General features: G+C 71.1%; 21 protein-coding genes. 14 read left to right on the forward strand and 7 right to left on the reverse strand.

The annotated features are described in order from the left end of the window. Positions 1–4 precede the first annotated feature (4 nt). The 5 genes from METY_RS11105 (at position 5) to METY_RS11125 (ending at position 4,625) form a co-directional block, all read left to right on the forward strand. Entirely contained in the window at positions 5–1,420 is a 1,416-nt protein-coding gene (locus METY_RS11105) for an FAD/NAD(P)-binding protein (protein ID WP_103121455.1), read from the forward strand. Between the two features lie 181 nt (positions 1,421–1,601). Beyond that, positions 1,602–2,576 (forward strand): MBL fold metallo-hydrolase, encoded by a 975-nt coding sequence (locus tag METY_RS11110; RefSeq protein ID WP_103121456.1) that lies wholly within the window; start codon positions 1,602–1,604, stop codon positions 2,574–2,576. Between the two features lie 73 nt (positions 2,577–2,649). After that, a complete protein-coding gene (locus tag METY_RS11115) occupies positions 2,650–3,459 on the forward strand; it encodes an NAD kinase (protein ID WP_200819658.1) in 810 nt (269 codons plus the stop codon). Positions 3,460–3,522: 63 nt separating this feature from the next. Next, on the forward strand, positions 3,523–4,068 hold the full coding sequence (locus tag METY_RS11120; RefSeq protein WP_103121458.1) for a response regulator: 546 nt from the start codon (positions 3,523–3,525) through the stop codon (positions 4,066–4,068). A gap of 11 nt (positions 4,069–4,079) precedes the next feature. Then, entirely contained in the window at positions 4,080–4,625 is a 546-nt protein-coding gene (locus METY_RS11125; RefSeq protein WP_103121567.1) for an Hpt domain-containing protein, read from the forward strand. Positions 4,626–4,670: 45 nt separating this feature from the next. Here the strand turns inward: METY_RS11125 and METY_RS11130 are convergent, their stop codons facing one another. After that, positions 4,671–5,804 carry a DUF2336 domain-containing protein gene (locus METY_RS11130; RefSeq protein WP_103121459.1) on the reverse strand — a complete coding sequence of 378 codons (1,134 nt, stop codon included), beginning with the start codon at positions 5,802–5,804 and terminating at the stop codon, positions 4,671–4,673. Then, positions 5,801–6,898, reverse strand: coding sequence for a hypothetical protein (locus METY_RS11135; protein ID WP_103121460.1), 1,098 nt, complete (start codon positions 6,896–6,898; stop codon positions 5,801–5,803). The genes METY_RS11130 and METY_RS11135 overlap by 4 nt, the downstream gene beginning before the upstream one ends. Positions 6,899–7,103: 205 nt before the next feature. On the opposite strand from METY_RS11135, the gene METY_RS11140 reads away from it, so the two are divergent. Beyond that, a complete protein-coding gene (locus tag METY_RS11140) occupies positions 7,104–7,658 on the forward strand; it encodes an aldolase/citrate lyase family protein (RefSeq protein WP_160147346.1) in 555 nt (184 codons plus the stop codon). A gap of 13 nt (positions 7,659–7,671) precedes the next feature. Here METY_RS11140 and METY_RS11145 read toward each other — a convergent pair whose 3' ends face one another. Both METY_RS11145 and METY_RS11150 read right to left on the reverse strand, forming a co-directional pair. After that, complete coding sequence (locus METY_RS11145; protein ID WP_103121462.1) at positions 7,672–8,277, reverse strand: flavin reductase family protein; 606 nt, start codon at positions 8,275–8,277, stop codon at positions 7,672–7,674. A gap of 3 nt (positions 8,278–8,280) precedes the next feature. Beyond that, positions 8,281–8,862, reverse strand: a complete 582-nt coding sequence (locus METY_RS11150; RefSeq protein WP_103121463.1) for a nitroreductase family protein — start codon at positions 8,860–8,862, stop codon at positions 8,281–8,283. A 142-nt stretch (positions 8,863–9,004) separates the two neighbouring features. Here METY_RS11150 and METY_RS11155 point away from each other — a divergent pair, with 142 nt between their 5' ends. Next, positions 9,005–10,138, forward strand: a complete 1,134-nt coding sequence (locus tag METY_RS11155) for a hypothetical protein (RefSeq protein WP_244593609.1) — start codon at positions 9,005–9,007, stop codon at positions 10,136–10,138. Positions 10,139–10,147: 9 nt separating this feature from the next. Here the strand turns inward: METY_RS11155 and METY_RS11160 are convergent, their stop codons facing one another. The 3 genes from METY_RS11160 to folE all read right to left on the reverse strand — a co-directional run bounded on the left by METY_RS11160 (position 10,148) and on the right by folE (position 12,443). Continuing rightward, complete coding sequence (locus METY_RS11160) at positions 10,148–11,158, reverse strand: patatin-like phospholipase family protein (protein ID WP_103121465.1); 1,011 nt, start codon at positions 11,156–11,158, stop codon at positions 10,148–10,150. Between the two features lie 82 nt (positions 11,159–11,240). Beyond that, complete coding sequence (hisI, locus tag METY_RS11165) at positions 11,241–11,705, reverse strand: phosphoribosyl-AMP cyclohydrolase (RefSeq protein WP_103121466.1); 465 nt, start codon at positions 11,703–11,705, stop codon at positions 11,241–11,243. A gap of 87 nt (positions 11,706–11,792) precedes the next feature. Beyond that, a complete protein-coding gene (folE, locus tag METY_RS11170; RefSeq protein ID WP_103121467.1) occupies positions 11,793–12,443 on the reverse strand; it encodes a GTP cyclohydrolase I FolE in 651 nt (216 codons plus the stop codon). Between the two features lie 203 nt (positions 12,444–12,646). Between folE and METY_RS11175 the strand changes: the two genes are divergently transcribed. From METY_RS11175 to METY_RS11205, 7 genes are all read left to right on the forward strand, one after another. Beyond that, positions 12,647–13,084 (forward strand): iron-sulfur cluster assembly scaffold protein, encoded by a 438-nt coding sequence (locus METY_RS11175; protein ID WP_103121468.1) that lies wholly within the window; start codon positions 12,647–12,649, stop codon positions 13,082–13,084. A 4-nt stretch (positions 13,085–13,088) separates the two neighbouring features. Beyond that, a complete protein-coding gene (locus METY_RS11180) occupies positions 13,089–13,637 on the forward strand; it encodes an RNA 2'-phosphotransferase (RefSeq protein WP_103121469.1) in 549 nt (182 codons plus the stop codon). A 5-nt stretch (positions 13,638–13,642) separates the two neighbouring features. Next, positions 13,643–13,981 (forward strand): membrane protein insertion efficiency factor YidD, encoded by a 339-nt coding sequence (gene yidD, locus METY_RS11185; protein ID WP_244593610.1) that lies wholly within the window; start codon positions 13,643–13,645, stop codon positions 13,979–13,981. Between the two features lie 68 nt (positions 13,982–14,049). Then, positions 14,050–16,062: a threonine--tRNA ligase gene (gene thrS / locus METY_RS11190; RefSeq protein ID WP_103121470.1), complete on the forward strand. Its 2,013-nt coding sequence runs from the start codon at positions 14,050–14,052 to the stop codon at positions 16,060–16,062. A gap of 43 nt (positions 16,063–16,105) precedes the next feature. Further along, positions 16,106–17,167, forward strand: a complete 1,062-nt coding sequence (locus METY_RS11195; RefSeq protein WP_103121471.1) for an ELM1/GtrOC1 family putative glycosyltransferase — start codon at positions 16,106–16,108, stop codon at positions 17,165–17,167. A 62-nt stretch (positions 17,168–17,229) separates the two neighbouring features. Further along, on the forward strand, positions 17,230–18,273 hold the full coding sequence (locus tag METY_RS11200; RefSeq protein WP_244593611.1) for a phosphoribosylglycinamide synthetase: 1,044 nt from the start codon (positions 17,230–17,232) through the stop codon (positions 18,271–18,273). Beyond that, positions 18,270–19,094 carry an NTP transferase domain-containing protein gene (locus tag METY_RS11205; protein WP_103121472.1) on the forward strand — a complete coding sequence of 275 codons (825 nt, stop codon included), beginning with the start codon at positions 18,270–18,272 and terminating at the stop codon, positions 19,092–19,094. Before METY_RS11200 ends, METY_RS11205 begins: the two co-directional genes overlap by 4 nt. Positions 19,095–19,096: the final 2 nt, after the last annotated feature.

Here is a 19,096-nt window from a genome sequence, read left to right on the forward strand (position 1 = left end):
GAAGATGAGCCGTCCCGGTCCCGACGTCCCCTCGGTCGTCATCCTCGGCGGCGGCTTCACCGGCGCGGTCGTCGCGCACCAGCTCGCCCGCCGCGCGCCGGGCGAGCTGCGCATCACGGTGGTCGAGCCGCGCGAGCGACTGGGCTCGGGCCTCGCCTACTCCACGGCGGAGCCCGCCCACCGCATTAACGTGCCTTCCTCGCGTATGACCTTCGTGCCGTCCGACCCGTGTCACTTCGACCGATGGCTGCGGCGGGACGGCGTGCTGGACGAGGATGTCGGAGCGGAGCTTGCGGACGGCCGGGCGTTCCCGGCCCGCGCCGTGTTCGGCCGCTACGTATCCGAGACGCTCGAGCCCTACCTCCTCTCCGGCGCGATCGAACACGTCGTCGCGCGGGCCTCCGGCCTCGCCTGCGATGGCGACCGCTGGCGCGTGGCGCTCGACGGCGGCGGCGCGCTTACGGCGGACGCCGTCGTGCTCGCGACCACCCATCCGCGCCCGGACGCGCCCCCGGCGCTCGCGCCTCTCGTCCGCGACCCGCGCGTGATCGTCGACGCGCAGCGCGGCGACGCGCTGAACGAAGTCGATCTCGACGCGCGGGTGCTGATCGTGGGCACGGGCCTCACCATGGCCGATATCGTCGCGGCGCTGGACCGGCGCGGGCATCGCGGCCCGATCGTCGCGACGTCCCGGCGCGGTCTCCTCTCGCGCGGCCATCCCACTGGCCCCGCCGGCGAGTTCGGCGTCTTCGCGGACCCGCCGGAGCGCCGGGCCTCCGCGCTCGTCCTTCGCATCCGTCGAGCGATCGAAGCCGCCGCAGCTGAAGGCCGGCCGTGGCAGCACGTGCTCGACGCGGTGCGCAACCAGGCGCCCGCGATCTGGGCGAACCTGCCGCTTGGCGAACGTCGGCGGATCGTGCGCCGCCTGCGCCCGTTCTGGGACGTCCACCGATTCCGCGTCGCGCCGCAGGTCGAGGCCGCCGTCTCGCGGCGACGGTCAGACGGCTCGCTCGTCGTGATCCGAGGCGAGACCCAGGCCGCTGAGGCCGGGGAACGCGAGCTCTTCGTGACGCTGCGGCCGGCCGGGGGCGCGGCGGAGCGCCGGGCGTTCGACGTCGTCGTGCTCGCCACCGGACCCGCGCACCGTTCGCTGGTGGAGACCGATCCGCTGGTCTCGGCGCTCTACGACGCGGGGCTTGTGGCCCCTGACCAGGTCGGTCTTGGTCTCTGGACCGACGACCGCAGCCGGGCGCTCGGCCCCGACGGCGCCCCCACGCCCGGTCTTTTCATCGCCGGCCCCCTCGCGCGCGGCGCCTTCGGCGAACTCATGGGGCTGCCCGAGGTGGCCCGCCACGGCGAGGCGGTCGCGAAGGAAGCCCTCCTCGACCTGCTCTGGGAGGATGAGCGTGAGGTGGCCTGAGGCCGCCGCCCTTTCGCCCACCCGTCACGCAAGAGTGACGCTTCCCGGCGATTGCCCGAAGCCCGCCGCTGGCCTAAGCCCATGGTCCCCGCGAGGGACGAAGGCGGCGCCGGCGGACGGCGCGCTCCGTCTCCCGCGCCGTTTCGAGCGACCGCCCTAGCCTCCGCAGGAGATGCGAGAGATGACCGCCTTGACCCGTCGCACCATCCTCGCAGGCGCCGCGGTGGCGGCGGCGGCTGTCAGCCCCTCGGGCGAAGGCGCCCGCGCCGCGGCCCCCGCCGCCGGCCGCCAGTCGCCCGGCGTCTACCGCTACCGCGTCGGCGATTTCGAGATCACCGCGCTCACCGACGGCGTCGCCCGGCGGCCGCTCGACGAGAACTTCGTCAAGAACGCTCCGGTCGAAGACGTTCGCGCCGCGCTGCACGACGCCTTCCTCAACACGGAGCGCGTGCCGATCAGCTTCACCTCGGTCGTGGTCAACACGGGCGGCAAGCTCATTTTGATCGACGCCGGCACCGGCGGCCAGATGGCGCCGACCGCGGGCCAGCTGCAGGAGAACATGGCGGCGGCGGGCATCGATCCCAAAGCGATCGACACCGTCGTGATCTCGCACTTCCACGCGGACCACATCTCTGGGCTCCGGCTGAAGGACGGCGCGCTCGCCTTCCCCAATGCGGAGATCGTGGCGCCCGAGGCGGAATGGGCGTTCTGGATGGACGACGGCCGCATGAGCCAGGCGCCGGACGCAATGAAGCCGACCTTCAAGCTGGTCCGGAAGATCTTCGAGCCCATCGCCAAGGACGTCCGCCGCTTCCAACCTGACGACGAGCCCGCCCACGGCCTGACGGCGATCCCGGCGCCCGGGCACACGCCCGGCCACACCGCGTTCCGGGTCTCCTCGGGGTCCGAGCAGCTCATCATCTGGTCCGACACGACCAACCACCCCGCGCTCTTCGTGCGCAATCCCGGCTGGCACGCGGTGTTCGACATGGACCCGCGGCAGGCCGAGGCGACGCGGCGCCGTATGCTCGACATGGCGACCACGGACCGTCTGCTGGTGGCGGGCTATCACTTCCCCTTCCCCGCCGTCGGCCACATCGCCCGCCGGGACAAGGAGTTCATGTTCGTTCCGACGATGTGGAACCCGGCGATCTAAACTGCGACGCCGTCCGGTCGCGCCCCATGGACGTCCGCGGCACGGCCCGTGTACATCTCGACGGCCCGCGCGGATGGAGCGCGGGCGGTCGCCCCGACGACGCCGCAGGAACGGACGCACCTTGGACCGGATAGCCTTCGTCGCCAGCGGCGCGGAAGATGCGCGCGAAGCCCGCGCAAAGCTCAGCGAACGCTATGGCGGCGTCCCGCTCGACCAGGCCGAGGTCGTCGTCGCGCTCGGCGGCGACGGCATGATGCTTCTTACGCTGCACGACGTCATGGGCCGCGTGGTGCCGATCTACGGCATGAACCGCGGCTCGGTCGGCTTCCTGATGAACGACTACCGCGAGGACGACCTTCCCGAACGCATCGCGGCCGCCGAGCGAACTGTCATCCATCCGCTCACCATGCGGGCTCGCGACGTTCAGGGCGGCGTCCACGTCTCCAAGGCCATCAACGAAGTCGCGCTCTGGCGGCAGACCTACCAGGCGGCCAAGTTCCGGATCGACGTCGACGGCAAGACGCGGTTGCCCGAGCTGATCTGCGACGGCGTTCTGGTGGCGACGCCGGCCGGCTCCACCGCCTACAACCTCTCGGCTCATGGCCCTCTCCTGCCGCTCGCGAGCCCGCTGCTGGCGCTCACCCCGATCTCGCCGTTCCGCCCTCGCCGGTGGCGCGGCGCGCTGCTGCCGGACCGCGCGGCGGTCGCGATCGACGTGCTTGAGCCCGAGAAGCGCCCGGTGGCGGCGGTCGCCGACAACACCGAGTTCCGCGACGTGCGCCGGGTCGAGATCGCGCTCGACCGTAAGACCAGCCTCGTGATGCTCCACGACCCCGGCCACGGGCTGGAAGAACGTATTCTTGCGGAGCAGTTCGGCTGGTGACGCCGCGTTAAGGGCGTCGGCCTTAGGCTCGCAGGCGTTTCCGAACCCCGAGCGTCTCGCGCGATGATCCGCGTCGATTTCACGAAGCTGCGCATCCTGGTGGTGGACGACAACGCGCACATGCGCCGCATCGTGCGCACGCTGCTGCACGGCTTCGGCGCGCGCGAGGTCTACGAGGCGGAGGACGGCGCCTCGGGCCTCGAAATGTTCACGACCCATCTGCCGGACATCATCATCGTCGACTGGGCGATGCCGATCTTCGACGGCGTCGAGCTGACCCACATGATCCGGAAACCGGACAGCGCGACCAACCCCTACGTGCCGATCATCATGCTGACCGGTCACTCCGAGAAGAGCCGCGTGCTCCGGGCCCGCGACGCCGGCGTCACCGAATTTCTCTGCAAGCCGATCTCCGCCAAGGCGCTGCACCAGCGCCTGCTCAACTGCGTGCTCAACCCACGACCGTTCATCAAGACGCGCGACTACTTCGGCCCGGACCGCCGTCGCAGCATGTCGTCGAACTACAACGGCCCCGAACGACGGACGAACAACGACCACGTCGTGGAGGATTCAGCTCCTAACCGCCTGCGCGAAAGCGTGGTGTCATGAAGGTGGCTTCCATGCCCGAAACCTCGCATCTGGACGGCGTCCGGCTCAATCCGGAGGTGGCCGCGGAGAGCTTCAAGGACCACTTGGTGCTGAGGCCCCCCAACAAGCTGAAGGAGCGCGCCACCCGCAGGGCGCCGATCCGCGACTCCGGCGACTCGGGCGCGATCATGCGCGCCGAGATCGCGCTTGAACGCCTGTCGCAGGAATTCGAGGACTGGATGCGGATCGAGATGGAGACCCTGGAGGAGGCGCGGGCCGCGCTCGCGCTCGCGCGCGACGAACCGACCATCGCCGCGCTGTTTCGCGCCGCGCACGACCTGCGCGGCCAGTCCTCCACCTTCGGGTATCCGCTTGCGGGCGAGATCGCGGAGGGGCTCTGCGACCTGGTTGAGTATGCGACGCCCGACACCCTGCCGCGCCAGGCGGTGATCGACCGTCACGTGGAGGCGATCCGGGCGATCGTGCGGGAGAACGTGCGCGATCGCCATCATCCCGTCGGCGTCGAACTCGCCGCGCGGCTCGCCGCGCTTCGGGCGGACGCCGCCAAGAAGGGCTGAAACGGAACGCTTAGGCCTCGCCGGATCGGTCTGGCCGGAGCGCGGTCAGGCCGCCGCCGCGTTCGGCAGGGCGCCCTCGAAGAGACGCCGCGCTTCCGTGCGCGCCGCCTCCGCCGCGAAGCGCCGCAGCATCGCGCGCAGCGGTTCGATCGAACGGTCGTGGGGCGGGCAGCCGGCGAGCGCCCGCTCGACGATCCGGCGCGACAGCTCCGGGCTCGCGCCGCCGGAGCCGAACTCGCGCGTCGCGGACAGCGCGGCGCGGAACACCGGGAGCGCGGCCAGCGGGAGGCCGCTGTCACGGTACACCGCCTCGAAACCGCGGCCCGTGAAGTCCCGGACGAAGCCGGAGACCCGCGCCGGCGACTGGCCGGACAGAGCCGACAGGGCGGCTTCGAACAGCGAGGCGTCGCCGCCGAGTAGCGCGCGCAGCGCGAGGCTCGGCGAAAACTCCCCTCGCGCCGCAAGCCGCGCGACGAAGGCGCGACGGTCCGCCTCCCCAGCCGCGATTGCGAGCGCTCCCCGGTCGCAGGCGTCGTCCGCCGCGCGGCGGGCGCGGTCGGGGGCCAGCCAGCCGCAGCTCGAGACGAAGCCCTGCAGCGCGGAGGCGACCGCGCGCATCAGGATCAGCCGGAGCTCCGCGCCGAGGTCGTCGCGCGCGAACAGCGCGTCGCGCACTGCGCCGTTCGCGCCGTGCCGGGTCGCGATCCGGGCTGCGGAAGAGCGCATGAGCCGGGCGTCTGGATTGGCGATCAAGGCGACGCAGGCTTCGGGCTCGCCCACCTCGGCGATCGCGGCGCAGAGCGGCGCCGACAGCGGCCGGCGCCGGGCGATCGCCGCCTGCACCCGGCCCCCGCCCTGGGCGACCAGATCGACCAGCTCCACGTCGCTCAGCAAGGGGGAGCGCTCCAGCACCGGCGTCGCGACGTCCGGCGCGTCGTTCGCCAGGGACAGCAGGATGGCGTGCGGGGCGTCGGAGGAGCCGGCGAACACATCGGCGAGCGCGGCGCGCACCGCGAGGCTGCGGTCGTCGAGCGCGTAGACCAGGGCCTGCTCGACGTCGGCGCGGATGTGAGGTTCGAGATCGCCGTGGAGGTAGGAGCGCGCGAGCGCGGCCACCGCATCGGCCCGCATCTCGGCCGGCGCGTCCTGCGCCCATTCGACGAACCGCTCGACGATCATTTGCGTGCGCTCCGGGCGGCGCGGCCGACGGGCGTGGACTCGACCGCCGTGCGGAAGCTGGCGAGATCGAGCGGAGCCGCCGCGGAGGCGGCGAGCGCCGCCCGCACCGCGCGGCGGCGCGACTTCGTGGCGGCCTGCGCAGCGACGACGTCCGCCGGACGGACGTCCGTCGTCACGGCGGCGGTCGCGGTGTCCACTACAGCCGGAGCTGCGGCCGCGTAGGCGCGCGCGACCGACTGTTGGGTCGTCGCGGACGGCGCGCCCGCTCGGCTTCCGGCGTCGGAGGCGAGGCCAGCCGCGCCGAGCGACGACCAGGTTTGCGACACATAGGCGGCGACCGGCGAGCGGCGGCCAGTCTGGAACAGCGAGTGGAACGCCTTGCCGTCATTCTCCGCGCGGAACGGACCGTAATCGGTCGCGTCCGTCGTCTGCTGCAAGGCGAGCGCCGCCGTAGCGGTCGCGGGCGCTGCGGCGACCGTCGCGGTCGCGCTTCCGCCGGTCGTCAGGCGCGCGTAGACCTCCGAGGCCGTGCGTTCCCGGCCGCGGTCGTAGAAGATCGCCCGGTTGCTGCCCGCCTGCAGCGGAAAGGCGTCGGCCGCGGATGCGTTCGGGGTCGTGGTCGCGAGCTTGACCAGATCGACCGCGCCGCGCGCGCCGAGGAAATGCGCGACGTAGAGTTCGCCTTCGGTCGGCGCGCGGCCGAGTTCGGACGTCAGCGTCTGTGCGTTGCGCCGGGTGAAGGCGCCGGCGAGCAAGGCTGCGGCGTTCGGATCGTCGCGCAGCGCCAGCAGTTCGGCCTTGCGGGTCGGATCCGCCACGACGTAGCGACCGGACGCGCTCTTCGACACGTCGGCGGCCTCGGCAGCGAGGCCGAGGCTCGGCCCGTCCTCCTTCAGGACCTGGAGCCAGGTCTGGTCGATGAACTGGAACAGCCCGCGGGCCGACGAGGTCGGCGCCTTGGCGGAGGGATTGAGCGAGGACTCGCGTTGCGCCGTTCGGAGCAGATAATCAAAGCCCGCCCCCGTCGCGTCGGCGGCGCCTTTCAGCGCGGCCTTTACGCGGCCGGCAGCTTCGGACGGAGACAACAGCTCCATGTCGTTCGCACGCCCCCTCGACGCAACCCGCGCCCTGTCCGAGCGTCTTGGTGAAGATCGCTCCGCTATGGTTAATCCCGCCTTAACGAGGCTGGGCGAGCCCAAGAGCGCGAGGCCCTCTGGGACGGCGCGGGGACGTGGCCTAGCCGCCGTCGCGACCTTCCCGACACGGGACGCCGACGGGCTTCTGGCGGCCGAGGCGACATTGGCCGAGGCTGGCGTCGAGACGCTTCTGATCCCCGTTACGGTGGTCGCCGGCGAGATCGCCTTGGCGGAGGTCGAGCGTTGCGTCGCCGCGGGAGCCCAGGCCGCGCTGCTGCGCGGCGTGCCTACGGGAGCCGACCTCGGCCATCTTGCAGCGCTGCTGGCGGTCGCCGAGGCGCGCGCGGGCTGTATGGAGGGCGCGACGCGAATCGTGGCGGAGGTCACGACGGCGCGCGGCCTGCTGGAGCTTCGCAGCCTCGTCGGCGCCACGCCGCGGCTGGGGGGCCTCTCCTGGGACGCGGAGGCGCTGCGTGAAAATCTCGGCGTCACCGTCCTGCGCGACGCTGAAGGGAGGCTCCTCCCGCCGCTCGCCCAGGCGCGCAGCCTTGTCCTGATCGCTGCGGCCGCCGCGGGCGTTCCCGCGATCGACACATCCTCGGCCGACGAGGGCGAGGTCTTTCGTCAGGAGTGCCGCGAAGCGCTGCGAGACGGCTTCACGGCCAAGCTCGTGACGACCATGGAGCAGCTTCGGATCGTGCGCGAGATCACGGGCTGACGGCCGCGAGGCCTCACGCCTTCGGCCGCTCCATCGCGAAGGTCTCGAACACCGAGGCGTAGTCGAGGTAGCCGCAACGGGCCAAGGCGCCGGCCTTGGCGAGATCGAACAGCCCTTCGGTGAGGTACGCCTCTTCGATGTGCACGCCGACCACCTGGCCGATCACCATGAAGCGGTTGGTCGCAACGCCGTGGACGTCCTTGAGCTCCGTCACGCTGAGCGCCTTGCACTCAAGCGCTGCCGGGCTCACCTTCACCCGCGGCGCGCGGACCAGACGCGAGGGCGCGGCCTCCAGACCCGCCAGCTCGAACTCGTTCACCTCGGGCCCGACCAGCGCCGAGCTGAGGTTCATCGCCTCGCGCAGCGCGTGGCTCGCGAAGTTGCACACGAACTCCCCCGTCGCCTCCACGTTGGCCACCGAGTGTTTCCGGCCGCCGGACGAAAACATCACCATCGGCGGGCTGTCGCAGACGCCGTTGAAGAAGCTGTAGGGCGCAAGGTTGGGGACGCCGGCGGCGTCGACGGTCGAGATCCAGCCGATGGGCCGCGGCGCGACGATGGCCTTGAACGGATCGTGCGGCAGGCCGTGCCCCTTCGAGGGCTCGTAGAAATGGGTCATCGCTCAGGCCGACCAGCGCGTGACGATCTGGGCCAGATCGGGCCGCGGGCGGTCCGGGAGCCGCTCCTTCGGCGTGCCGAGGTGAAGGAAGCCGGCGACCTTCTCCGCGGGCGTCAGGCCGATCGCCGCGCGTGCCTCCGCGTCGTAGGCCGCCCACCCGCTCAGCCACTGCGCGCCGTAGCCGAGCGCGTTGGCCGCGATCGTCAGGTTCATGCAGACGGCGCCGGCGGACAGCACCTGCTCCCATTCCGGTATTTTCACATGGGGCGCCGCCGTGCTGACCACCGCCACCACGACCGCCGAGGCCGAGAAATTGTTCTCCTGCGCGGCGATGCGGGCGGGAGGCAGGTCCGGCTGCTGGGCCTTGAGCAGAGCTGCGAGCTTCAGGTCGAGCGCCTTGCGCGCGTCCCCCTCGATCACGATGAAGCGCCAGGGCGCGAGCTTGCCGTGGTCCGGCACGCGAGCGGCGATGGTCAGGATGCGCTCAAGCTCCGCGGCCGAAGGGCCGGGCTCGGCGAGCGCGTTGGCGGGCACCGAGCGGCGCGCGCTCAGGAGATCGAGAGCGTCGGGGGCGGGTCCAGTCATGGGATCGCTGTCTCCTTCGAACAATGGCGCGGCCATCGCATGCCCCGGCCCGCCGCGCAACGCATGGCCCGCGGGCCGAAGCGGACTTGCAATGGCCGCCCGGCGATGGCATCGCCATGGAATGGGTGATCGTCGCCTCTCCGTGGCCGTCATAGCCGTCCGACTGTCGCTGGCGCTCGGCGCCTGCTGCGCGACTTCCGGGGCGCTCGCGCAGAGCGGCGAGAACACGCCCCGTGGGACGGAGAAAAGCGGCAAGGGCGGCTTCAGCTACGGCGGCGAGATCACCGGGCGGATGAACCTCCTGGCGCCTCCGAAGCTCGGTGAGATCGGCCCTCCCCCGATGCCTTCGCCGCCGCCCGGCTTCGACGGGCCGGACATCGGCTCCCGCGGCAAGCCCGAGCACGACGTGCTCAAGGGCCTGAAGCTCCCGCACCTCACACCCGCGCCGCGCCCGGGCGCTCAGCCGACGCCCGTGACGCCCACGCTGGAGGACCCGCCGGCGCCGGCCGTCGCGGCGCCCATCATCAAGCAGCCGCTCCACCTCGCGGCGACCTTCGGCGACAAGGGCGCGAAGGTCCCGAACGGCGTGAAGTGGCGGGTGTTCACCGACCAGCCGGACGCGAACGGCGAGCATCTGATGGTCGCGGAGTCCAACGACGCCGCCCCGCGGTTCGATCTCGATCCCGGCGGCTACGTGGTGCACGCGGTCTACGGTCTCGTCAGCACCGCGCGCTACGTCTCGGTCGCTCCTGATCACCCGACCGACACCACGATGTCGCTGCCGGCCGGCGCGATCCGGCTTGCGGCCTTCGTCGGCGACGCCCGCGTGCCGCCGGACCGGGTCGGCTTCACGCTCACCCGCAACGACGCCGGCGTCACGCGCACGGTCGCCGAAAACGTGCGGCCCGGGGCGCTGCTGCGCGTGCCCGCCGGCCAGTACCACGTGGTTTCGGCCTATGGCGACGCCAACGCCATTGTCGAGGTCGACCTCGACGTCGCCGCCGGAAAGCTTGTCGAGGCGCAGGTGCACCACAAGGCCGCGCGGATGACGCTGCGGCTGGTCCGCGCCGCGGGCGGGGCCGAGGTGAAGAACACGTCCTGGACGGTGCTGACGCCCGGCGGCGACGTCATACGGGAGTCGATCGGCCAGTTGCCCCCGATCGTGCTGTCGGAGGGCGACTACACCGCGATCGCCCGGCACGACGGCAAGATGTTCCAGCAGAACTTCTCGGTGCGCGCAGGCTTCGACGCGACCGTCGAACTCACGCTGAACTGAGGCGTCCCTTCAGGCGAAGGCCCGCAGCGCGTCGCGAATGGCGTCGAGCGAGCGTTCCGCGGCTTCCGCGCCGAGCCGGATCGCCTCCTCCGCCCGGTGGAACTCGAACAAGCCGATGCCGCTCAGCCGCGGACCGATCATGACGTCCGGCGGGTCGCCGGCGAGCCGCGACCGTGAGATGCGATCCTGCGTGATGTTGTAGGCCTGAACCATCACCCGCGCGATGCCGGGAGCGTCCGGCGCGCGGTCGGCGGCCGGCGGCGGCGTCCCTTCCTTCGAGCGATTGCGGCGCAAGCGCAGACGCCGACGCGCCCGCGTCACGCCCGCCGCCACCGCGTCGTCGCCTTCGGTCGCCTCATAGGTCTGGATGACGGCCCCATGGGGCGAAATCTCGGACTGCAGCCCGACGGCGACCACGACCCGCCCGCCGAGGGCGCGGGCGGCGGAAACCGGGACGGGATTCACCAGCGCCCCGTCCATCAGCCAGCGCCCCCCGACTCGCACAGGTTCGAACACGCCGGGCAAGGCGTAGGAGGCCCGCAGCGCCAGCGCGAGATCGCCCCGACCGAGCCAGACCTCGTGGCCCGTGCCGTATTCGGTCGAGATCGCCACGAAGCGTGCGGCGAGGTCTTCGATCCGGGTTTCGCCGAGCTGGGATTCAAGTTGCGCGCGGAGCTTGCCGCCGCCGATGAGGCCGGCCCCCGCGAGGCTGACGTCGAGCACGCCGAACATCCGCCGCCGGGTGAGCGAACGCGCCCAGGCCTCGAGATCGTCCAGCCGGCCCGCGGCCCAGCACCCGCCGACCACGGCGCCGATGGACGTGCCGGCGATAATGTCGGGCCGAATGCCCGCGGCCTCCAACGTGCGCAGAACGCCGATGTGCGACCAGCCGCGCGCCGCGCCGCCGCCGAGAGCGAGCGCCAGCGACGGCGGACGCGGCGCGTCGGGCTCGCGGGAGTCAGCCTGCTCCGTCGCGGCGATCGACGGGTGGCGGCGAAAGGGGAGGCTGGGAAACACCAGCGGGGCACTCCGTCACGAACGGCCGGACGTCCGCCGGCGGGCGCTCCATAGGACATCCGTGCGACGACTTCGCGTCGCCCGGTCAACCCGCCTTGTACGTCTCCGCCGGGTCGAACAGGCGCGCGTCGTCCACGGGCGTCAACGCGGCGCCCAGCGCGCCCGGCCCTGTCGGCGCCGCCCGGTAGAAGCACGATTTGCGTCCGGTGTGGCAGGCCGCGCCGGTGCCGGCCACGCGGACGCGGAGCCACAGCGCGTCCTGGTCGCAGTCTACCCTGAGCTCGACGACCGCCATCTCGTGGCCCGAGGTCTCGCCCTTCCGCCACAACGCCCCGCGCGACCGCGACCAGAAGTGCGCGACGCCGGTCTCGACCGTCGCCTTAAGCGCCTCGGCGTTCATGTAGGCGAACATCAGCACGCCGCCGGCGTCCGCATCCGTGACGATCGCGGCGATCAGCCCGTCGCGGTCAAACTTCGGCGCGAAGGCGAGCCCCTCCTCAACCTCGTGGTGGGAGCCGCGGGCGGCGAAAGCAGCGGGAGCGTCGGTCACGGTCGAGGGTCCATGCGCCGCTCCGGGCGACGAGCGCCCGGGCGAGATGACGAGACTGTGGATGAGAGCCGCGGCGCGCGGCCGTCGTCAGCGTGGGGCGTGAGCGGCGCGCACCAGCGTGATGAAGCGCACCTGCTCCGCCGGATCGTCGCGGAACACGCCGGTGAACTGCGTCGTCACCGTCGATACGCCCTGCTTCTGGATTCCGCGCATCGCCATGCACATGTGCTCGCCCTCGATCATGACGGCCACGCCGCGGGGCTTCAGGTGCTCGTCGATCGCCTCGGTGATCTGAGCCGTCAGGGCCTCCTGGGTCTGGAGGCGACGGGCGAAGGTGTCGATCACCCGCGCGATTTTCGAAAGGCCCACCACGCCGTTCGACGGGTAATAGGCGACATGGGCCTTGCCGTAGAACGGCACCATGTGGTGCTCGCAGTGAGAGAAGTACGGGATGTCGCGCAGCACGACCATGTCGTCGTAGCCCTGGACCTCCTCGAAAACGCGCTCGAGACTGTCAGCCGCCTTCTCGGCGTAGCCTCCGAACAGTTCGGCGTAGGCCTTCACCACGCGCTTCGGGGTGTCGATGAGGCCTTCGCGCGCCGGATCGTCGCCGGCCCAAGCGATAAGCGTGCGCACCGCAGCCTCGGCCTCTTCCCGCGTCGGCTTGCGGGTGGTCTGGTGACCTTTGGGGGCGGGGATCGGAACGCGGGCAAACGGGTGCTGAACGACAGCGTCCATGAGCTTCCTCTTGCCGGGGCCACACGACGGCCCCGCTACGCAGCGCGGAGATGCGTAGACCATAGCACGACGAAACGACAGCTTGCTGCCTCTTTCGCCGGCTCGCATGGCGAGCGTCTCCCTGGATCGCTATATAGTCGATCGGCGCTCAGGGACAATCGAGCCAATCCGCGCATCCTGGTCGACGTAAGGGCTGGTCAGCCATGTTGGACGACATCTACAACCGCCGCATCCTCGAGCTTGCGGCCGAAATTCCGCGCATCGGCCGCCTGCCCGCGCCGGACGCGACCGCAACCGCGCACTCCAAGCTCTGCGGTTCGACCGTCACCATCGACCTCGCCTATGACGGCGAACGCGTCACGGACTTCGCGCACGAAGTGCGCGCCTGCGCGCTCGGCCAGGCCTCGTCCTCGATCATGGCGCGCACCGTCGTCGGCCGCACCGCCCAGGAGCTTCGGGAGGTGCGCGAGGCCATGCGCCGGATGCTGAAGGAGGGCGCTCCCGCCCCCGAGGGCGTCTGGGAGGATCTCAAGGTTCTCGAGCCCGTCCGCGAGTACAAGGCCCGGCACGCCTCGACGCTGCTCACCTTCGACGCCGTGGTCGACGCGCTGGACCAGATCGAGTCGAAGCGGGCGGCGTGAGCGAATGGCGCTCAGTAAACACCATGTGGGCGTCAGCAAGTTCGTCAGTCTGGCGCTTCGCCACGATCCCGCAGCGGCGGGGATCACATTGGACCCGCAAGGCTGGGCGTCGCTGGACGCGTTGATCGACGGGGCCGGTAAAGCTGGCGTCGGGCTGGACCTTGCGACGCTTGCGGTCATCATTGCGGAGTCGGACAAGGCTCGGTTCGAGGTTTCGAACGATGGCGCTCGTATCCGCGCGGTGCACGGCCACAGCGTCGACGTCGAGGCCCATGGCGCCTCGGAGACGCCTCCCGACCTCCTGTGGCACGGGACCGCAGAACGCTTTCTCCCAGCCATTCTGGCCGAAGGGCTGAAGTCGGGCGCGCGGCGCTTTGTGCATCTCTCAGAGACCGCAGAGATGGCGCGCGAGGTCGGCGCCCGACATGGACGACCGGCCGTCCTGACAGTAAACGCCGCCGATATGGCAGCCGAGGGCTTCGCGTTCTATCGGTCGTCCAGCGGCGTCTGGCTCACTCCTGCGGTCCCTCCACGATTCCTCGCGCAGGCTTGAGGCAGGTGACGCCTCGCCTCTCCCTGCGCTCTCCTCTCGCCTCGGCGCTCCGTCTCCCCATCCTCGCCTATCGCTACTCGCTGTCGCTGCTGATCGGCCGGCAGTGCCGCTACCTGCCGACCTGCTCCGAATTCGCCGACGAGGCCTTGGCGCGCCACGGGGCCTGGGCCGGAGGCTGGATGGCGGCGGGGCGGATCTGCCGCTGTCACCCCTGGGGCGGCGACGGCTTCGATCCCGTGCCGCGCGCGTTGCCTTCGGACGCGGCGTGGTCTAGGCCGTGGCGCTACGCGCGCCGAGCGAAAATCCGCTGCGAGCGCGCGCCCGACGCCGGCGACGCCGCCTGACAGCGGCCGCGGGCGACCTTCCCCACACGCTTACCTGCACTCGTAGGCAGAACTGAGCGGAGACCGACATGCCTCTCGTCACTTTCCCCGACGGCGCCCAGAAATCCTATGACGCCGGCGTCACCGGCGCCGACATCGCAGGCCAGATCTCGAAGTCGCTGCTGAAGCGCACTGTCGCCATGGCTCTCGACGGCGTGGTCGTGGACCTCGCCGACCCGATCGAGCGCGACGCGAAGATCGAGTTCCTGAGCCGCGAGGACCCGCGCGCGCTGGAGCTCATCCGCCACGACTGCGCGCACGTGCTGGCCGAAGCGGTGCAGACGCTGTGGCCGCAGACGCAGGTGACGATCGGGCCGGTAATCGAGAACGGCTTCTACTACGACTTCGCGCGGGCTGAGCCGTTCTCGACCGAGGACCTCGCCGCGATCGAGGCCGAGATGCGCAAGATCATCGCGCGCGACCGGCCCTTCACGAAAGAAATTTGGTCGCGCGACCAGGCCAAGGCGTTCTTCCGCGACAAGGGCGAGACCTTCAAGGTCGAGCTGGTCGACGCGATCCCCGAGGACCAGTCGCTGAAGATGTACGCCCAGGGCGAGTGGAAGGACCTCTGCCGCGGGCCGCACATGACCTCCACGGGCAAGGTGGGCGAGGCCTTCAAGCTGATGAAGGTCGCGGGCGCCTATTGGCGCGGCGACTCGAACAACCCGATGCTCCAGCGCATCTACGGCACGGCCTTCCCGGACCGGGCGGCGCTCGACGCCTATCTCCACATGCTGGAGGAGGCGGAGAAGCGCGACCACCGGCGCCTCGGCCGCGAGATGGACCTCTTCCACTTCCAGGAGGAAGGCCCCGGGACGGTGTTCTGGCACCCCAAGGGCTGGACGCTGTTCCAGGCCCTCATCGACTACTCCCGTCGCCAGCAGAAGGCGAAGGGCTTCGTCGAGGTCAACACGCCGCAGATCCTCGATCATTCCCTCTGGCAGACCTCCGGCCACTGGGACTGGTACCGGGAGAACATGTTCGTCACGCAGACCGAGGACGAGCGCGTCTTCGCGATCAAGCCGATGAACTGCCCCGGCCACGTGCAGATCTTCAAGCATGGCCTGAGGAGCTACCGCGAACTGCCGATCCGCATGGGCGAATTCGGGATGGTGCACCGCTACGAGCCGTCCGGCGCGCTGCACGGCATGATGCGGGTGCGCGCCTTCACGCAGGACGACAGCCACACGTTCTGCACCGACGAGCAGTTCATGGCCGAGACGCTCATGCTCAACGAGCTGATCCTCGACATGTACGCCGACTTCGGCTTCGACAGGATTGTGCTGAAGCTCTCGACGCGGCCCGAGAAGCGGGTCGGCTCCGACGCGCTCTGGGACCGCGCCGAGCAGGTGATGGGCGACGCGCTCGAGACGATCTCGGAACGCTACGGCAACCGAGTGACGACCGCGATTAACCCTGGCGAGGGCGCATTTTACGGGCCGAAGTTCGAGTATGTGCTGCGCGACGCCATCGGCCGCGACTGGCAGTGCGGCACCATCCAGGTCGACTTCAACCTGCCGGAGCGTTTCGGCGCGTTCTTCATCGGCGCGGACGGCGAGAAGCACCATCCCGTGATGATCCACCGCGCGATCTTCGGCTCGCTCGAGCGCTTCACGGGCATCCTGATCGAGCACTACGCCGGGCACTTCCCGCTCTGGCTGGCGCCCACGCAGGCGGTGGTCGCGACCATCACCTCCGAGGCCGACGCCTACGCCGCGGAGGTCGCGGCGGAGCTGCGCCGCGCCGGCCTGCGGGTCGAGCTCGACCTGCGCAACGAGAAGATCAACTACAAGGTCCGCGAGCACTCCCTGACCAAGACGCCGGCGCTCGTCGTCGTGGGCAAGAAGGAGGCGGAGACCCGTTCGGTCTCGATCCGCCGGCTCGGCAGCCAGGGCCAGACGGGCATGTCGCTCGGCGAGGCCGTCGCCTTGCTCGCCGAGGAGGCGACCCCGCCGGACCTGAAGCGCGCCGGCATGGAGACCGCGTCCGCGCCTGCGATCGGCAAGCTGCCGGACGCGGCCGGGCAACTGCTCGACCTCTGACGAAACGGCGGGGGCGGCCACCCGTCGATCGAGAGCGGCGCCGATGCCCGCCTCCGCCCCCCGCCTCTGGGCGCTCCTCCCCAAGCATCGCGGCGACGCGCGCATGGTGGAGGCCGCGGCCGCGGCGAGCGGGCTCGACGTCGTCGTCAAGCGCCTCGTCTTCAACCCCTCGGGCTGGCTGCTCAACCTGCGCAGCCAGGGCTCTCTGTTCTCGGTGAAGGCGGCCGCTCGCGCGCAGCTGACGCCGCCCTGGCCCGATGTCGTGCTGACGGCCGGCAAGCGCTCGGTTCCCGTCGCGCTATGGATCCGCGCGGCGTCCGGCGGCCGCACGCGGCTGGCCCATTTCGGCCGTCCCTCCGCGCCGCTCGGTTGGTTCGACCTCGTGGTGACCACGCCGCAGTACGGGTTGCCGTCTCGCGCCAACGTGCTGGTCCAGCGCTTTCCGCCGACGGCTCCGCCTGAAGCGTTGCCCCCGGTTCCCCCCGATATCGTCGCCCTACCCCGCCCGCGGCTGATGGCGATCGCCGGCGGCGACGCCGACCCGCAGCGGCTCGACGCCGACGCCGCCCGCCGGTTCGCGGCGGACGCCATGGCGCGCGCGACGGCGAGCGGCGGCTCCGTGCTCGCGGCCACCTCGCCGCGCACGTCGCCGGCGGCGGTCGCCGCGCTGAAGGAGACCTTCGCGACCGCGCCGGTCCCGGCGCGCCTTGCGATCTATGGCGAGGGCGCGGACGACTACCGCGCCTTCCTGGCGGCCGCCGACGCTTTCCTCGTCACCGACGACAGCGCGTCGATGATCGCCGAGGCGGCAATGCGCGGCGCGCCGGTCGCGCTGTTTCCCCTGCCGCGGCGGCCTGGCCCGACTCTACGCGCCTACGGCGCCGTTGAGGCCGTGGCGCGCCGGACCCGGACCGGAACGCAGGCGCTGAACGCGGCGATCGGTTGGGGGCTGGTGCGAGGCAACCGCGACATCGACCTCTTCGTGCAAGCGCTGGCGAAAGACGGCCTGCTCGACGGCGGCCCGCGCGCCGCCGAGGTCGCGGCGGCCGAACTCGCCGAGGTGGGCGCCCAGGTGCGCCGCCTCGCGCACGCCGATCACGCCTGATCGTCATCGCAGCGTCAGGGCGGCGTCGCTGCCGCGTCATCCGACGCGGCTAGCGTCACGCCATGCTGATGACGCCGAATCTCGACCCCCGATGCGCCCGCATCCCCTCGGCGGACAAGGCGCGCCTGCGCCTGATGTTCCTCGCCAAGCACGCCTGCGGCGACGGCTCGCCCGACGCCGCGGACGGCAATCACGCCGTCTACCATCACGAGCTTCGGACGACGATCGAGGGCCTTGGGATCGAGGTGGTCGCCGCGAACAGCTTCGAGGCGATCGAGCGGCGGCCGAACGTAGACTTCGTCTTTCCGCTGCTTAACCGCGCCGGCTTCCAGAACAGCGAGATGCTGGCCCCGCTGCTGCTGACACGCTGGGGGGCGCCATTTCTCGGCGCGAGCCCGATCCTGCGCGGGCTGGCCGACGACAAGCACCTCTCGAAGGTCGTGGCTCGCCGCCACGGCGTGCCGACCGCGCGCTGGCTCCCCTGCCGCCGCGGTCGACCGTTGGCCGAGCCGGACTTCCGCGCGGAGCGGCTGGTGGTGAAGCCGAACGCCTCTTCCGCCTCGTGGGGCGTGACGATCGTCGACAGCTGGACCGAAGCGCGCGCCCACGTGCAGGAGCTGCACGGCCTCGGGCACGACGTGATCGTCGAGGAGTGGCTGCCGCTGCTCGACGTCGCCGTGCCGGTGGTCGGCGGGGCCGGCGCCGCGCCGTGGCTGTTGCCTCCCATGGCGCACGCGCCCGAACGCGCCGGCGACCTGCGCTCCTACGAGGAGAAGCGCGCGCTCGCCGCCGACGTCCGCCCCGACCCGCTGACGGTGGTCGACGACCCCGACCTTAGCGGACGGCTGAACGCCTTCTGCCGCGGGCTGTGCGAGGAGCTCTGGCCCTTCGACTACGGTCGCTTCGAATTCCGCTACGATCCCGGCTCCGGGGCGATCTCCTTCATGGAGGTCAATCTCTCCTGCAACCTGTGGTCCCAGAAAAGCATCTCGCGCTCCGCCGCGTCGCTGGGGGTGGACCATGCCTCGCTAGTCGAGTCGATCCTTGCCCACAGCCTTCGCCGGCAGGGCGTCATCGCCTCCGTCGGCCTGGAGCTTGCGGCGTGACCGGCGCTCTCACGGTTCTGGTGCTGGCCGGCGAACGCGACGGCCGGCTCGATCCGCTGGCGGAGGCCGCGGGCGTCGCGCTGAAGGCGCTGTCGCCGGTCGCGGGCCGACCCATGGTCGCCCATGTGCTGGACGCGCTCGCCGCCAGCCACCGGGTGGGCGAGGTGCGGATCTCGATCAACGCCGGCTCTGGGCTCGAGCGCCTGCCGGACGTTCGTTCGCTCGCGGCGTCCGGGCGTCTCATCGTGTTCAGCTCTCGCCCAAACCTCGTCGACAGCGTGCTGGACGCGTTGCACGGCGCGGCCTTTCCCGTGCTGATCGTCACCGCGGACAGCGTCCTCATCACGCCGGATCAGATCGCGGAGTTCGACATCGCGGCGCGCCGGAGCGACGCCGAGGTCGCGGTGGCGCTCGCTCGGCGCGAACAGGTGCTCGCCGCCCATCCCGACGGCCAGCGCAAGTTCTACACGTGCTCCGACGGCGCCTTCTCGAACTGCAACATGTACTGGATGGGCGAAGCCTCTGCGCTGCGGGCGGCCGAACTGTTTCGCTCCGGCGGCCAGTTCGTGAAGCATCCCATGCGCGTGGTCAGCGCGCTCGGGCTCCGCGGCATCGTCGAGCTCGTCCGGTTCCGCCTTGGCCTCAGCGCGCTCAACGCGTCGTTCAAGCGGCTTTCGAGACGGTTCGGGCTGAGGATCGTCCCGATCGAACTCAGCGACGGCGCCGCGGCGATCGACGTCGATCACCTCCGCAGCCTGAGGGTCACCGAAGAGGTGCTTGCGTGGCGCCACGCCGAACCCCAGCGCCTCGCCGCTGAATAGCC

This window comes from Methylopila sp. Yamaguchi (assembly GCF_002897035.1).
In the GTDB taxonomy this organism is placed as follows: domain Bacteria; phylum Pseudomonadota; class Alphaproteobacteria; order Rhizobiales; family Methylopilaceae; genus Methylopila.

Bases quoted from the DNA above. Each gene is read 5' to 3' on its own strand.
- METY_RS11195 (WP_103121471.1), top strand. From the start codon at position 16,106: ATGCCCGCCTCCGCCCCCCGCCTCTGGGCGCTCCTCCCCAAGCATCGC.
- METY_RS11200 (WP_244593611.1), top strand. From the start codon at position 17,230: ATGCTGATGACGCCGAATCTCGACCCCCGATGCGCCCGCATCCCCTCG.
- METY_RS11105 (WP_103121455.1), top strand. From the start codon at position 5: ATGAGCCGTCCCGGTCCCGACGTCCCCTCGGTCGTCATCCTCGGCGGC.
- METY_RS11135 (WP_103121460.1), bottom strand. From the start codon at position 6,898: ATGGAGCTGTTGTCTCCGTCCGAAGCTGCCGGCCGCGTAAAGGCCGCG.
- METY_RS11110 (WP_103121456.1), top strand. From the start codon at position 1,602: ATGACCGCCTTGACCCGTCGCACCATCCTCGCAGGCGCCGCGGTGGCG.
- METY_RS11125 (WP_103121567.1), top strand. From the start codon at position 4,080: ATGCCCGAAACCTCGCATCTGGACGGCGTCCGGCTCAATCCGGAGGTG.
- METY_RS11145 (WP_103121462.1), bottom strand. From the start codon at position 8,277: ATGACCCATTTCTACGAGCCCTCGAAGGGGCACGGCCTGCCGCACGAT.
- METY_RS11115 (WP_200819658.1), top strand. From the start codon at position 2,650: ATGGAGCGCGGGCGGTCGCCCCGACGACGCCGCAGGAACGGACGCACC.
- METY_RS11175 (WP_103121468.1), top strand. From the start codon at position 12,647: ATGTTGGACGACATCTACAACCGCCGCATCCTCGAGCTTGCGGCCGAA.
- folE (WP_103121467.1), bottom strand. From the start codon at position 12,443: ATGGACGCTGTCGTTCAGCACCCGTTTGCCCGCGTTCCGATCCCCGCC.
- METY_RS11120 (WP_103121458.1), top strand. From the start codon at position 3,523: ATGATCCGCGTCGATTTCACGAAGCTGCGCATCCTGGTGGTGGACGAC.
- METY_RS11150 (WP_103121463.1), bottom strand. From the start codon at position 8,862: ATGACTGGACCCGCCCCCGACGCTCTCGATCTCCTGAGCGCGCGCCGC.
- METY_RS11130 (WP_103121459.1), bottom strand. From the start codon at position 5,804: ATGATCGTCGAGCGGTTCGTCGAATGGGCGCAGGACGCGCCGGCCGAG.
- thrS (WP_103121470.1), top strand. From the start codon at position 14,050: ATGCCTCTCGTCACTTTCCCCGACGGCGCCCAGAAATCCTATGACGCC.
- METY_RS11180 (WP_103121469.1), top strand. From the start codon at position 13,089: ATGGCGCTCAGTAAACACCATGTGGGCGTCAGCAAGTTCGTCAGTCTG.